The organism is Nonomuraea sp. NPDC050310, assembly GCF_040655795.1.
In the GTDB taxonomy this organism is placed as follows: domain Bacteria; phylum Actinomycetota; class Actinomycetes; order Streptosporangiales; family Streptosporangiaceae; genus Nonomuraea.
Genome location: NZ_JBFAKP010000003.1, coordinates 431,275 through 445,500, shown reverse-complemented (window position 1 = coordinate 445,500; position 14,226 = coordinate 431,275). Strand labels below are relative to the sequence as shown.

General features: G+C 73.0%; 12 protein-coding genes and 1 pseudogene. 5 read left to right on the top strand and 8 right to left on the bottom strand.

Going from position 1 to position 14,226, the window contains the following annotated elements; translation table 11 throughout:
• Positions 1-5: 5 nt before the first annotated feature.
• Positions 6-1,325 (bottom strand): HAMP domain-containing sensor histidine kinase, encoded by a 1,320-nt coding sequence (locus tag AB0I67_RS11730; protein WP_357921497.1) that lies wholly within the window; start codon positions 1,323-1,325, stop codon positions 6-8.
• Positions 1,326-1,511: 186 nt separating this feature from the next.
• Here AB0I67_RS11730 and AB0I67_RS11725 point away from each other — a divergent pair, with 186 nt between their 5' ends.
• From AB0I67_RS11725 to AB0I67_RS11715, 3 genes are read left to right on the top strand one after another with little or no spacing between them, the layout of a single operon-like run.
• Positions 1,512-2,651: an acyl-CoA dehydrogenase family protein gene (locus AB0I67_RS11725; RefSeq protein ID WP_357921494.1), complete on the top strand. Its 1,140-nt coding sequence runs from the start codon at positions 1,512-1,514 to the stop codon at positions 2,649-2,651.
• Entirely contained in the window at positions 2,648-3,649 is a 1,002-nt protein-coding gene (locus tag AB0I67_RS11720) for an acyl-CoA dehydrogenase family protein (RefSeq protein WP_357921491.1), read from the top strand. Before AB0I67_RS11725 ends, AB0I67_RS11720 begins: the two co-directional genes overlap by 4 nt.
• Positions 3,650-5,116, top strand: coding sequence for an AMP-binding protein (locus AB0I67_RS11715; protein ID WP_357921488.1), 1,467 nt, complete (start codon positions 3,650-3,652; stop codon positions 5,114-5,116).
• Here the strand turns inward: AB0I67_RS11715 and AB0I67_RS11710 are convergent.
• Both AB0I67_RS11710 and AB0I67_RS11705 read right to left on the bottom strand, forming a co-directional pair.
• Positions 5,067-5,981 (bottom strand): carboxymuconolactone decarboxylase family protein, encoded by a 915-nt coding sequence (locus tag AB0I67_RS11710; protein WP_357921485.1) that lies wholly within the window; start codon positions 5,979-5,981, stop codon positions 5,067-5,069. The two genes, AB0I67_RS11715 and AB0I67_RS11710, sit on opposite strands and share 50 nt — an antisense overlap.
• Positions 5,978-7,177 carry an FAD-binding oxidoreductase gene (locus tag AB0I67_RS11705; protein ID WP_357921482.1) on the bottom strand — a complete coding sequence of 400 codons (1,200 nt, stop codon included), beginning with the start codon at positions 7,175-7,177 and terminating at the stop codon, positions 5,978-5,980. Before AB0I67_RS11705 ends, AB0I67_RS11710 begins: the two co-directional genes overlap by 4 nt.
• Positions 7,178-7,299: 122 nt before the next feature.
• Between AB0I67_RS11705 and AB0I67_RS11700 the strand changes: the two genes are divergently transcribed.
• A complete protein-coding gene (locus tag AB0I67_RS11700; RefSeq protein ID WP_357921479.1) occupies positions 7,300-8,376 on the top strand; it encodes a sensor histidine kinase in 1,077 nt (358 codons plus the stop codon).
• Positions 8,373-9,017 (top strand): response regulator transcription factor, encoded by a 645-nt coding sequence (locus AB0I67_RS11695; RefSeq protein ID WP_357921476.1) that lies wholly within the window; start codon positions 8,373-8,375, stop codon positions 9,015-9,017. The genes AB0I67_RS11700 and AB0I67_RS11695 overlap by 4 nt, the downstream gene beginning before the upstream one ends.
• Here the strand turns inward: AB0I67_RS11695 and AB0I67_RS11690 are convergent.
• From AB0I67_RS11690 to AB0I67_RS11670, 5 genes and pseudogenes are all read right to left on the bottom strand, one after another.
• Positions 9,001-10,092, bottom strand: a complete 1,092-nt coding sequence (locus AB0I67_RS11690; RefSeq protein WP_357921473.1) for a C45 family peptidase — start codon at positions 10,090-10,092, stop codon at positions 9,001-9,003. The two genes, AB0I67_RS11695 and AB0I67_RS11690, sit on opposite strands and share 17 nt — an antisense overlap.
• Before the next feature lie 3 nt (positions 10,093-10,095).
• Positions 10,096-11,067, bottom strand: a complete 972-nt coding sequence (locus AB0I67_RS11685) for a WYL domain-containing protein (protein ID WP_357921470.1) — start codon at positions 11,065-11,067, stop codon at positions 10,096-10,098.
• 43 nt (positions 11,068-11,110) lie between these two features.
• Positions 11,111-12,442: pseudogene (locus tag AB0I67_RS11680) on the bottom strand (Nramp family divalent metal transporter).
• A 138-nt stretch (positions 12,443-12,580) separates the two neighbouring features.
• Positions 12,581-13,315, bottom strand: coding sequence for a GNAT family N-acetyltransferase (locus AB0I67_RS11675; protein ID WP_357921467.1), 735 nt, complete (start codon positions 13,313-13,315; stop codon positions 12,581-12,583).
• Positions 13,316-13,345: 30 nt separating this feature from the next.
• On the bottom strand, positions 13,346-14,182 hold the full coding sequence (locus AB0I67_RS11670; protein WP_357921465.1) for a peptidylprolyl isomerase: 837 nt from the start codon (positions 14,180-14,182) through the stop codon (positions 13,346-13,348).
• Positions 14,183-14,226: the final 44 nt, after the last annotated feature.

Here is a 14,226-nt window from a genome sequence, read left to right as displayed (position 1 = left end):
CGGCCTCACCCCCTGTCCAGCGGCAGTCGCAGCACGAAGCAGGCGCCGCGGTCGGAGTCCTCGATGCCCAGCGTCCCGCCGTGGGCGTGGGCGATCTCGCGGGCGATGGGCAGGCCCAGCCCGGTGCCGCCGGCGTCGCGGGCGCGGGAGGCGTCGAGCCGCGCGAAGCGCCGGAAGACCACCTCCCGCTGCTCGGGCGCGATGCCGGCGCCGTCGTCGACGACCTTGAGTACGGCCCAGCCGTCCGAGCCCTTGACCGAGACCGCCACCCGGGTGTCGGCGTGCCGCTCGGCGTTGTCCAGGATGTTGGTCAGCAGCCGCAGCAGCCGCAGCCGGTCGCCCTTGACGATCACTCCCGAGGCCATGTCCCGCTCGATCTCCTTTCCGGCCACCCGCCGGTCGAGTTCGGCGCAGACCAGGTCGCCGAGGTCGAGTCGCTCGTCCTGGCCGGGCGCCCCGGCGTCCAGCTTGGCCAGGATGAGCAGGTCGGTGACGATGGCCTGGAGCCGGTCGATGCTCTCCAGCACGCTCGCGCCGGTGCGGGGCCAGTCGGTGTCGGTGGGGTGCATCAGCGCCTCCTCCACCTGGGTGCGCATCGCGGTGATCGGGCTGCGCAGGTCGTGCGAGGCGTCGGAGGCGAAGCGGCGCTGCTGCTCGACGGCCTGTTCGAGGCGGTCGAGGGTGGCGTTGGCGGTCTCGGCCAGGGCGTGGATCTCGTCGTCGGTGGCGGGGACGGGGACCCGCTGGCCCAGGTCGCTGGCGGTGATGTCGGCCAGCTTGACCCGGATGGCGTCCACCGGCGCGAGCGTCCTGGCGATCGTGCGGGAGGTGCCCCACCAGGTCAGCGCGACCAGGCCGACGGAGACGCCGATCAGGAAGGCGAGCACGCCGGGGTGCACGTACCAGGGGACCGAGGCGGAGGCGGCGTAGACGATCCAGTCCCCGTCGTCCTGATAGATGCGGAAAGTGGAGACCACCATGCACGCGCCGCCGAAAGCCGGCATTCCGCAAAGGATGTCCGTGCGATTGGAATTGTCCGCGTCGGGCTGCAGGTCGGTGATGGGCGGCTTGCCCACCAGGTTGGGGGAGGCGGCGACGACCCGGCCCGCGGCGTTGATCACCTGTACCGCGTCGACGTCCGTGGTCAGCTCGGCGGGCAGTGTCCCGCGCTTGGCCAGGTGCACCACGCGCAGCGCCGCGCTCAGCACCTCGTTGGTGCGGTAGTCGTCGGCGGCGGCGTGCACGCCGTACAGGACCAGGCTGTTGAGGACAAGGCAGATCAGCGCCATGACGACGCTGGCGATCAGTGTCAGTTTTGTGCGCACGGACCCCGCGAACCGTGTGATCACGCCTCTCCCCCTGGTAATCAGGTGATCACACTAGGTGGAGTTCGGCCTAATTAAGGGAGATTCGGTAGTAAAACCTGACAAAAAACCCAACCGAATAGCGCTCTATACTCCGACGTTTTCCCTGATTAGAGTAAGTGAGCACTTGTTTCGGAGGAGGCAGAGTTGGACCTTGCCGAATATCGCCGTGCCGCCCGCGAGTGGCTGGACGCGAACGTCGCGATCGAGGATCCGCACGAGTTCATGGCCAAGCTGTACGACGCGGGCTACTCCGGGATCACCTGGCCGGCCGCGTGGGGCGGCCAGGGACTGACCCAGGCGGAGGAGGCCGCCTTCGCCGAGGTGGCCCGCGACTACACGCTCCCGCTGCAACGCTTCTCCATCGGGCTGGGCATGTGCGGGCCCACCGTGGTCGACCGGGGCGACGACGAGCAGCGCCGGCGCTGGATCCGGCCGCTGCTGCGCGGCGAGGAGATCTGGTGCCAGCTCTTCTCCGAGCCGGGCGCCGGCAGCGACGTGGCCAGCCTGCAGACGCGGGCCGTACGCGACGGCGAGGGCTGGGTGGTCAACGGGCAGAAGGTCTGGACGACCAACGCGCAGTACGCCGACTGGGGCCTGCTGCTGGCCCGCACCAACGTGGACGCGCCCAAGCACAAGGGCCTGACCATGTTCGCGGTGAACATGCGCCACCCCGGCGTCACCGTCCGGCCGCTGCGCGACATGACCGGCCGCGCGCACTTCAACGAGATCTTCTTCGACGACGTGCCCATCCCGGACACCGATCGCATCGGCGCGGTCGACGACGGCTGGAGCGTCGCGGTCACCACCCTGCTGCACGAGCGGCTGTCCATCTCAGCCGGCGTGGGCATGGGCGGCTCCAAGGGCAACCCGACCACCGTCGAGGCGCTGCGCGAGCGGCTCGACACCACCGACCCCTACGTCCGCGACCGCCTGGTCGAGCTGCACCTGCGCACCCAGGCGCTGCACCTGTTCAACCAGCGCCTGGCGCAGGAGACCAAGGCCGGGATCTTCCCCGGCGCCCGCGGCAGCGCCGCCAAGCTCCTGCTCGCCGAGCTCACCATGTTCCAGGCCGACCTGGCCACCTCGCTGGTCGGCCCCGAGGCGGCGCTCGGCGACACGCCGCTGGCCTTCACCTTCTCCTGGGCGCCCGCGATGGCGCTGGGCGGCGGCACCAACGAGATCATGCGCGGCATCGTCGGCGACCGCGTGCTCGGCCTGCCGCCCGAGCCCCGCGTGGACAAGACCGTGCCGTTCAAGGAGCTGAAGGTGGGGACCCAGACGTGAACCTGCTGCTCAACGAGGAACAACAGCAGCTCAGGGCGGCCGTGCGCGGCTTCCTCGCCGCCCACTCCCGCCCGCGCGAGGGCTACTCGCCGGAGGTCTACGCCCGCCTCAACGGCGAGCTCGGCCTGTCCGGCCTGATCGTCCCCGAGGAGTACGGCGGAGCCGGCGCGGGCTACGCCGAGCTGGCGGTGGTCATGGAGGAGACCGGCGCGGCCCTGCTGCCCGGCCCGTTCCTGGCCACGGTCTTCGCCACCGTGGCGCTGACCAGGATCGGCGACAAGGAACTGCTCACCCGCCTCGCCGAGGGCCGGGTCGTCACCGTGGCCGAGGGCGAGCTGAGCGGCGACGGCGCCTCGGTCAGCGGCGAGCTGGCCCAGGTGCTGGGCGGCATGGAGGCCGAGACCATCGTCGTGCGGGCCGGTGCGGCGATGTACGCGGTCGAGCTGACCGGCCCCGGCGTCAGCCGCAGCCCGCTCGAAACCCTCGACCTCACCCGCGGCCAGGCCCGGATCGTCCTCGACGCCGCCCCGGCCCGCGAGCTGGGACCGGCGCGGGCCGCGCTCGGCATCGGCGACCGGCTGGCCGTGGTGCTGGCCGCCGAGCAGCTCGGCGTGATGCGCGCCGCGCTGGACGCGATCGTGGCCTACGCCAAGATCAGGGCCGCCTTCGGCCGGCTGGTCGGCTCCTTCCAGGCGGTCAAGCACAAGCTGGCGGAGATGCACTGCAAGGTCGAGCAGGCCGAGTCGATCGTGCGCTACGCCGCGTGGGCCGCCGACGAGGCGCCCGGCGAGCTGCCGATGGCGGCGGCGCTGGCCCAGGCCTACGTGGGCCGGGCCTGTTACGAGGTCGCCGCCGACCATCTGCTGCTGCACGGCGGCATCGGCTTCACCTGGGAGCACGACGCCCACCTGTACGTCAAGCGGGCCAAGGCCGACGAGGTGCTGCTCGGCCCGCCCCGCGAGCACCGGGCCAGGATCGCCGAGCTATTGGAGCTCTAGATGGACATCAGCCAGTTCCCAGGGTTCTACGCCATCGCCGAGGCCGACCCCGGCCGCCTCGCGGTGATCGACACCGACGGCACCCGCACGACCTACGGCGAGCTGCTGGCCAGGGTGAACCGGGTCACCCACGGCCTGCGCGCCCGTGGCCTCGGCACCGGGGACGTGGTCGCCGGGGTGCTGCGCAACGGCATCGATCCGGTGGTCATGCTGATGGCCACCGGGCAGGCCGGGATGTACTACGTGCCGATCAACTGGCACCTGGCCCAGCCGGAGATCGACTACATCGTCGGCGACTGCGACGCCAAGGTCGTGCTCACCGGCCCGGCCGACGTCGCCGCCCTGGCCGAGGGCCAGCCCGACACCACCCCGGGCGACCGTACGGCGGGCGCGGTCATGTGGTACACCTCCGGCACCACCGGCTTCCCCAAGGGCGTGCAGCGCCCGCTGTCGGGGTCGGCCCCCGAGGCGGTCGTCCCGTTGTACGTCTGGTTCCTGGGCGAGGTCTGCGACCTGCGGCCGGGCGACGGCGTGCACCTGGTGACCTCGCCGATGTACCACTCGGCGCCCTGCGCGCACACCTCCTTCGCCCTGCACTTCGGCCACACGCTGGTGCTGGCCCCGCGCTTCGACCCCGAGCCGATCCTCGAACTCATCGAACGCCACCGCGTGACCAACGCGATGATGGTGCCGACCATGTTCCACCGGATGCTCCAGCTCCCGGCCGAGGTGCGCGAGCGGTACGACGTCAGCAGCCTGGCCCAGGTGATCCACACGGCCGCCGCCTGCCCGGTCGCGGTCAAGCAGGGGATCATGGACTGGTGGGGCCCGGTGCTGTACGAGTACTACGGCTCCACCGAGTCGGCCATCGCCTTCGCCGTCAAGCCGCACGAGTGGCTGGCCCGCCCCGGCACCGTCGGCCGGCCCGCGCCCGCCTTCGAGGCGAAGATCCTCGACGAGCTCGGCAACGAGCTGCCGCCGGGCGAGCCGGGCATGATCTACGTCAAGTCGGGGCTGGGCGGCTTCCAGTACCGCAAGGACCCGGCCAAGACCGCGGCCAGCATGCGCGGCGAGTTGTACACCCCCGGCGACATCGGCTACCTCGACAAGGAGGGCTACCTGTTCCTCTGCGACCGCCGGACCGACCTGATCATCTCCGGCGGGGTCAACATCTACCCCGCCGAGATCGAGGCGGCCCTGCTGGAGCACCCGGCCGTGGCCGACGCCGCGGTGATCGGGGTCCCGGACGAGGAGTGGGGGCACAACGTCGTCGCCCTGGTCCAGCCGGCCTCGCCGGTGAGCGCCGAGGACCTGCTGGAGCACCTCGAACCCCGGCTGGCGCGGTTCAAGCACCCCAAGGTGATCGAGTTCCGGGACCTGCCGCGCACCCCGACCGGCAAGCTGTCGCGCTCGAAGGTCAAAGCCGAATACCTGGGAGAAGCGACTCCTGACGCCGGACCGCGGTGATCGCGCCGAAGGCCAGGACCCGTACCAGCTCCGCGTCGTCGAGCCCGGCGGCGGCCACGTCGCGCTCGCCGATCCGGTAGGGGGCCAGGGCCGCCAGCGCCGCCAGCCGGAAGCGCGGGCCGTGCTCCTCGGACAGGGCCGGACCGGCCAGGCCGGGGTGCGCGCCGTCCCAGGCGGCGACCTCGGCGCGCACCGCCTCGCACCACGGGCCGAGGGGCCGGCCGGCCAGCTCCACGAGGGCGGCGTAAGCCGTACCGGCGGGGGAGTCACCGGCCCAGGCGGGCGCTTCGGGGCGGACCGGCAGCAGGCGCAGGCTGTCGCCCGGTGGCGCGACGCGCCGGGCGGCTCCCGCGAGGGAGCGCCCGGCCAGGGAGCGCACCGGGCGCAGCCGGGCCAGGCCCGCGGGCAACACCTCGGGCGTGTGCAGGGCCGAGACCATCCGGTTGATGAAGTGGAAGGTCAGCGCGACCGCGACCAGCTCGGGCGCGTCCAGCCCCCGGCCGTCCAGCAGCGCCGCCTGGCGGGGATCGGCGGGCCGCTCGCCGCGGGCGATCGACTCGGCCAGCCGGTGATCGCCCGTGGCGTGCAGGAGCATGGTGTGCGCGTCCACGCAGAACGGGCACTGGTTGCGCATCGAGACGCCCAGCGCGACCAGCTCCCGCTCGGTGCGCGAGACCGGTCCGGCGACCAGCGACTCGCGCAGCAACGACCAGGTGGCGGCCAGCAGCTCGGGCACGGGGGACAGCGTCATCAGCGCGGGCATCCGCGACAGGCCCATGTCGCGGGCCTGCTGGCTGTAGACCTCGGTGACCAGCCCCGAGGCGTCCCGCGGTTCGACGGGGGTGATGTGGCGGAAGGGCATCATGCTCCGATCAGCAGGCCGGGACGGAAGAGCGTGGCCGGGTCCCACCGCCGCTTCAGCGCCACCAGCCGGGCGTACGCGTCGGGGGTGAAGGCGTCGGCGACCCGGCCGGGGTCGGTCAGGAAGTTCAGGAAGGTGCCGCCGGTGGCGTGCGGCAGCTCGACGTCCTGGCTGAGCGTGATGGAGAAGGGCACGTCGCGGTGGGCGGCCGGGCCGCCGGGCTTGGTCATCGCGCCGCCCCAGTGGCGGATCTCGGCGCCGTCCACCGGCGCCTCCAGCAGCGCCGCGATCAGGTCGCCGGGCAGCGAGCGGAACAGCTCGAAGCGGTGGCGCAGCGGCATCGGCGGGTGGTCGGGGCCGAGCGCCGCCGACGCCTCGGCGAAGCTCATCGCCCGGTGCGCCCCGGAGAGCACCGGGCCGGCCGCGGCCAGCAGCGGTTCGAGCGCCCGCTCCGAGCCCTCGGCGGCGAAGGCGCGCAGGCCCAGCAGCCGGCCGCCGTCGGGACCGCGCATGAGCAGCACGGCGGTGCTGAGCGCGTCCGGCGCGGTCGCCGCCCACTCGCCGTAGGTCTCCAGGAGCCGCCCGGCGTGCTCGAACGGGTGGAAGGTCATGCCGGCCACGACCTCGCGGACCGGGTGGAGGCGGAAGGTCAGCTCGGTGACCACGCCGAAGTTGCCGCCGCCGCCGCGCAGGGCCCACAGCAGGTCGCCCTCCGCCTCGCGCAGCTCGCCGTCGGCGGTGACCAGCCGCGCGCCGACCAGGCTGTCGGCGGCCAGGCCGTGCAGGCGCGACAGGTAGCCCGCGCCGCCGCCCAGCGTGTAGCCGGTCACGCCGATGCCCGGCGTCCCGGACATCGGGGCCAGGCCGTACCACGCGGCCTCGGGGAGCACCTCCGACCACAGCGTGCCCGCGCCGACGGTGGCCTCCCGGCGGGCGGGGTCGATCCGCACCCCCTTCAGCCGGCTGGTCCGGAGCAGCAGCGCGCCCTCGTTGCCGGTCACGGTCCCGTGGCCGGTGCTCTGGACGGCCAGCGGCAGCTCGCGCTCGGCGGCGGTCCGCACCGCCACCCGCACGTCCTCGGCGGTCAGCGCCTCGGCGACCAGCGCGGGCTTGGGGTCGACGGCCCGGTTCCAGGCCAGCCGCTCGTTCTCGTAGCCGTCGGTGCCGGGCAGGTGAACAGGTCCGGTGAAGTTCTGCATGCCCTTCACGATGCTCCGGCGCACCGGGCCCGGTCGTCGCGCCAGAAGAGGCATCGCCTACTCCAATGGGAGTAGTCGGTACAGATGACGCGTTCGCCGCCCGGGTGGCGTAGTTTGCCACCATGAAGAGGCTGGACCTGGTGGTCGCCCCCGCCGTCGGGCTGGTCATGGTGTCGGCCACGCTGATCAACGGCGTGGCCGGGCCGGGCGGTTACGCGCTGCTCGCCGCCGCCGCCGTCGCGCTGCACTGGCACCGGGTGGCCCCCCAGCAGGTGCTGGTCGTCACCACCGGCTGCGCCCTGCTGTACGCCCTGTTCGTCGAGCCGGAGCTCACCGCGGGCCTGCCCGCCCTGATCTCCCTGGCCAGCACGGTACGGCACGGCCACCGCCGGCTCTCCCAGGTCGCCGCGCTCGCCCTCATCCTGGCCATGATCGCCGCCTACCTGCTGGCCGGCCAGGACCCGCTGGCCGCGGTCAAGGGCGGCATCCTGGTCACCGGCTGGTTCGTCGCCGCGGTCGCCATGGGAGTGGCGCTCCAGCAGGCCGACCAGCGCGCCCAGGAGGCCGAGCACAACCGCGAGGAGGCCGCGCTGCGCCGCGCCGGCGAGGAGCGCCTGCGCATCGCCCGCGACCTGCACGACTCGCTCACCCACACCATCTCGGTGATCAAGGTCCAGGCCGGCGTCGCCGCGCACCTGGCCGCCAAGCGCGGCGAGCAGGTGCCGCCCGCGCTCGCCGCCATCCAGGAGGCCAGCGGCGAGGCCATGCGCGAGCTGCGCGAGACCCTGGAGGTCCTGCGCGACGAGAGCGTCTCCCTCGCCCGCCTCCCCGAACTGGCCGAACGGCTGCGCGCCGCCGGCCTGCCGCTCGACCTGCGCATCGAAGGCGACCCGGGCGCGCTGCCGGCCGAGGTCGACCAGGCCGCCTACCGCATCGTGCAGGAGGCGCTCACCAACGTCGCCAGGCACGCCCCCGGCGCGCGCGCCGAGGTCACCCTCGCGTACGGCAGGCGCGCGGTCACCGTCACGGTCGCCGACGACGGGGCCGGCACGGCGCCTGCCGTACCGGGGAAGGGGCTGACCGGGATGCGCGAACGGGCGGAGGCGCTCGGCGGGAAGCTGCAGGCCGGCCCGGGGGAGCGGGGCTTCCTGGTGCGGGCCGAGCTGCCGGTTCCAAGCCGGATGCGGCAGCCGGCATGATCCGCGTGCTGCTCGCCGACGACCAGGCGCTGATCAGGGCCGGCTTCCGCGCGCTGCTGGAGGCAGAGGACGGCATCGAGGTGGCCGGCGAGGCCGCCGACGGGCAGCGGGCGGTCGCGCTGGCCACCGAGCTGCGGCCCGACGTGGTGCTGCTGGACATCCAGATGCCGGTCATGGACGGCATCGAGGCCACCCGGCGGCTGGCCGGCCTGGACGGCACGCACATCGTCATCCTGACCAACTTCGGCCTGGACGAGTACGTCTACCAGGCTCTACGGGCCGGCGCGGCCGGGTTCCTGCTCAAGGACACCGACCCCGCCGACCTGCTGCACGGCGTGCGCGTGGCGGCGCGCGGCGACGCGCTGCTGTCGCCGGGCATCACCCGGCGGCTGATCGAGCAGTTCGTCTCCCAGGCGCCCGCCCCGGCCGGCGACATGGCCGTGCTGACCGGCCGCGAGCGGGAGATCGTCGGCCTGGTCGCCCGAGGGCTCAGCAACGACCAGATCGCCGCGCACCTGGTGGTCAGCCCGTTCACCGCCAAGACGCACGTCAGCCGCGCCATGACCAAGCTGGGCGCGCGCGACCGCGCCCAGCTCGTCGTGCTCGCCTACGAGTCGGGGCTGGTCACACCCCGCAGGTGAACAGCAGTTCCTCGCTGTAGCGCGGCTCCTTCTCGCCGTCGCCCAGGTAGAAGCGGACGGCCATGGTGCGCTCGGTGGTGTCGAAGACCGTGGTCCACAGCGTGCGCAACACCTGGTCCTGCCCGCAGCTCACCTCGGCGAGCGAGGCGCGCAGCTCCTCCGGCGACATGAGCCCGCCCCGGCTCGCCTCGTACAGCGAGCGCAGCCGGCCGAAGGAGCCGAAGGTCCGCGCGGTGTCCGGCGGCAGGGCCAGGGGGTCGGGGTGCTCGTGCAGCGGGTGGTTGGTCACGCACAGCGGGCCGCCGCCGGTCTCGAAGGCCCGGCCGCCCTCCCAGACGAACGCCTCGCCCGCGGCGTCGGCCACGATGTAGTGCAGCGGCATGCCGAAGTCGTAGTGCCGCAGGCCGGCCAGCGCGCGCTTGGCCTCGGCCGCGCTCTCGCAGGTGTCCAGCAGGAACCGGGGGAGCTGCACGGAGTTGACCCCGACCTGGGCGCCGGTCTCCTCCGGCGGCTCTGCGCCGGCGAAGTCCTGGATGAGCAGCGCCACCGCCAGCCCGGCCTCGTTCACGCCGTCCATGCAGCCGTCCAGGTCGCTCATGGACACCACGGTGGAGGCCAGGCCGTCGTCCGGCACCGTGGTGATCACGTGCGGGCGGGAGGCCATCGGCAGCTCGCCCGGCAGCGGGAAGGTCTCGTGCATGATCTCGCTGGTGGTCCAGGGGAAGAAGTCATAGGTGCGGCCGATGCGGCCGTGCCCGTCGGTCGAGGCCGACGGCGGCACCCACAACGCGGAGCACCCCTGCGGCAGCCCGCTCAGGCCGTCGTACTCCAGGTCGTCCCGCAGCCGCCCGCCGGCCAGACCGCGCAGCCGCGCGTGGTGCTGGGGCCAGTGCTCGGCGAACCACTCGTGCCGGGCCCGGCCCAGCTCCGGGTCGATCGGCCGGGGCTGCCAGCCGTACGCCGCCTCGGCGCGCCGGCCCAGCACGCGGCCGATGCCCTCCTGCGAACCGGCGGCGTGGATCCGGGTCACGAGCTGGAAGTCCTGCTCGCTCCCGGCGATCTGCTTCGTCGTCATGCCTCACACGGTGGACTCGCGCGCTGACGAGCCGCTGACCGCGCGCTGGTAGCGGGCGGCCAGCCGGTCGAGCGCGGCGACCAGCTCGGGGGAGTCGAGCACCTCGAAGTCGGCCCCGAGGAAGCCGAGCCAGACCGCCATGCCCTCCGGGTCGTCGGCGCCGGTGCGCAGCAGGCAGGTCTGCTCCGTCTCCGGCTCCACCACCAGGCCCAGCGGCAGCCCGGCCAGCCGCTCGGCGGGCGCGTGGATCCGCACGGTCGCGCGATAGCGCCACATCGCCGTGTTCACCCCCTGCTCCACGTGCTCGGCCACGTCGAACGGCACCTCGCGCGGGGTGAACCGGCGGCCGTTGGGCGTGCGCGGCTTCAGCCGGTCCACCCGGTAGGTCCGCCAGTCCTCCCGCGTCACGTCCCACGCCACCAGGTACCAGCGCCCCCGCCGGTGCACCAGCTTGTACGGCTCCGCCTCCCGCAGGCTGGCCGCCCCGTCGTGGCCCACGTAGTCGAAGCGCAGCCGCTCGTGGTCGCGGGCGGCGTTGGCGATCACCGTCAGCGTCTCCGGCGGCACCTGGGGGCTGGCGCCGGGGATGTGCACGGTGTGGCTGTTCAGGGCCGAGACCCGGTGCCGGAGCCGGCTGGGCAGCACCTGCTCCAGCTTGGCCAGCGCCCGGACCGAGCTCTCCTCGATGCCCGCCACCCCGCCGCCCGCCGCCCGGCCCAGCCCGACCGCGACCGCCACGGCCTCCTCGTCGTCGAGCAGCAGCGGCGGCAGCGCCGCGCCCGCCCCCAGCCGGTACCCGCCGGCCACCCCCGGCGTGGCATGCACCGGATAGCCGAGGGTGCGCAGCCGTTCCACGTCGTTGCGGACCGTGCGGGTGGAGACGTTCAGCCGGGAGGCCAGCTCCGGGCCGGACCACTCCTTGTGGGCCTGGAGCAGGGAGAGCAGGCGCAGCAGACGGGCCGAGGTTTCGAGCATGCCTCCAGTGTGCCGGGTATCGAGGAAAGCCTGCTTCCGCGATTCAGAACAGCTTCTGGGCCTGCTGGATCAGCACCAGCACGGTCAGCGTCCCGAAGAAGGCCACCGACCACACCAGCGCCGCCAGCCGGTAGGAGCGCACCTTGAGCTCCTTCGGCAGCGCCCGCCGGTTGAGGATGATCAGCAGGATCGAGTAGACGAACATCATCACCGCGGCGAAGCTGGCCGACAGCACCAGCAGGATGAGCGGCTGGTCGAAGCCGATCAGCAGGACGAGCACGCCCACCGCCGCCATCGCCCACACGATGATCGAGTAGATCCGGCTCTCCGACGCCTGCCGCGCGTAGACCGTCTTGATCATGTCCGCGGCCAGCCGGGAGGTGTAGTCCACGATCCCCATCGCCGAGGCGAACAGCGACAGCGCCCCGATCACCCAGAACAGGACCCCGAACCACGGCGCCACCGTCTCCTGCAGCACCTGCCCCTCGGTCTCCAGGAAGGCGATGCTGTTGGCCAGCCCCTCCCGCCCGAACACCGTGGAGTAGGCGAGCATCGACATCAGCGCGATGGTGACGAAGCTGACCAGCGCGAAGGTGGTGCCCTGCTCCAGGTTGGCGAAGCGCCACCACTGCCTCCACCGGGCCAGGTTCTCCCGCGTCGGCGCGAACTGGAAGCCGGTGGACGGCGCCGCCTCCTCGTGCCCGGTCACCGGGCTGACCAGCCGCGGCACGTACTAGCCCATGCCGAAGCCCTTGTCGCGGATCCAGTTGCTCTGGCACAGGTTCTGGCCGCCGCCCGCGCCCGCGTACGCGATCGCGCCCATCAGGACGGCCAGCTCCAGCGGCGGCACCGGGAAGGTGGCGTCCACCGTCAGCCCGCGGCCCAGGCTCACCCAGGCGTCCGAGGTGATCGCGAAGATCAGCGCGACGACGATCAGGGTGACGACCAGCGCGATCTTGACGAAGATGACCCGCTCCAGCGCGGTGTAGATCACCGGGGCCAGCGTCAGGCCGAGCGCGATCACCACCAGCATGCCGATGGCGATGTAACGCGGCGTGCCGCCGGTGAGGTAGGTGACCATCGTCGCCGAGGTGGTCACCCAGCCGGGCCACAGGTTCGACAACAGCGTCATCAGCACGAAGACCAGGCCCCAGTGCTTCCACAACCGGCTGAACCCGGTCAGCGCGGTCTCGCCGGTGGCCAGCGTGTAACGCTCGATCTCCATGTTGAGGAACCACTGGGTGAGGATGCCGATCGCGGCGCCCCAGATGAAGACCAGGCCGACTAGCGAGGCGATGTAGGGCCACAGGATGAACTCGCCCGAGGCGAGGCCGACGCCGGCGCCGACCAGGCCGGGTCCGATGATCCGCCACATGCTGCTCGGCGGCTCGGGCAGGTCGCGAACCGTCACGGGCGGCAGCCGCCGGTCCGGGACGGTGGGGGTGAACTCCGCTGTCATGCAGCAGTGCTACCCGCCCACCACCACATAGTGCTCCGGATCGGACAATCCGCGTTACCCGCGCACCACCACGTAGTCCCCGGCGTCGGTGAAGCCCACGACCTTGCCGCCGGTGGCCATCAGCCCGCCCAGGGCCTGCCGCATGGCCGGCCGCCAGGCCCGGGCCCGCTCCGGCTCCCGCCGCCGCAGCGCCTCGATGTCCCGGGGCGTGGCCACCAGCACCACGGGCGTGTCGGCCTCGTGCGCCCGCCCGTCCTCGTCGAGCACCACCCCGGCCCCGCCCGGCACCGGCCTGGCCCCCGCCTCCTCGGTCAGCCGCCACACCGCCAGCAGCCGATCCGACCGGTCACCCGCGTTGAGCTCGTCCCGCAGCTCCCCGTAGAAGTCCTCCAGGTACTCCTCCGGCCGGGCACCCAGCTTGGTGAGGTTGAAGTGCGCGTTCCGCCGCACCAGCGGATCGAACGTCCACTTGATCGTCTCCAGCCCCCGCTCCAGGCACCACTCCCGCTGGTGCCGCTTCAGCGCGTACCCCACCCCGCGCCCCGCCGCCCGGACCCCGGTGACATGCGAGTGCAGGCTCGCCCCCGCGCCCAGGAAGCCGACCGAGGCCCCGACGAGCTCCTGCCCGTCGAAGGCCCCGGCCACGTAGCAGCCCGCGTGCGCGAAGGCCACCATGAGGTCCAGCGGCACCGGCGGGTTGCCCGGCTCCGGCTTCCAGACCTCGTCGAAGAGGTCGGCCACCCGCTGGAGGTCGTGGATCTCGCGGAGTTCGCGAATGCTGAGGCTCACCCCACGGTTCTACCCGCCGGACCGGCGCGGCTAGCGGCGGACCCGGGCGTCGAGGATGTCCGCCGGGAGCACCGGCCGCCCGTCCACCGGCGGGGTCGGCCCGTCGGGCGTCGGCTGGATGCCGCCGGCCGCGATCCGGTCGAGGACGGCGAGGCCGCCCGCGTCCACCGTGCCGAAGATCGTGTAGTGGGGCCGCAGTCCCGAGTCGCCGTACACCAGGAAGAACTGGCTCCCGTTCGTGTCCGGTCCCGCGTTGGCCATGGCCAGGACGCCTCGGGCGTAGGTCTTGCGCTCGCCGGTCGGGTCGCCGGGCCACGGCGGCAGGTCGGTGGGCAGCTCGTCCTTGTAGCGGTAGCCCGGCCCGCCTTCGCCGGTGAAGCTCGGGTCGCCGCACTGCAGCACCTTCAGCCGGTCGTAGGCGGTGAGCCGGTGGCACGACGTCCGGTCGTAGAAGCGGTGCCGGACCAGGTGCACGAAGCTCTGCACCGTGCAGGGGGCCTTGGCCGGGTCTAGGGTCAGCACGATCCGGCCGTGGTTGGTGTCCAGCGTCACCGACACCGGCCGGGTGGGGGTGCGCCGGGGGTCGGGCGGCAGGTGCACCTTGCGGGCCGGCGGCTCGTCCGGGGTCTCGGTGTAGCCGCACGGCCCCTTGGTCGTCCGCGGCGGCCGCCCCGCCCCGTCCACAGCCGGGGCCGCGCTCGAATCCACTGTGGGAGCCCCGCCTGGATCCACCGTGGGGACTCCCCAGCCTCCTGAGCCGGCGGTCTGGGCCGTGGCGGGCGTGCTGCCCGCCGCCGCCAGGACTCCGGCCGCCACCACGGCTAACCCGCCTTTGACGACCCCTCGCACGGCTGCTCTACCCGACATCGGCCCTCCTGCGGAATGATCGAATGATCCCCTGTGGGTCTATT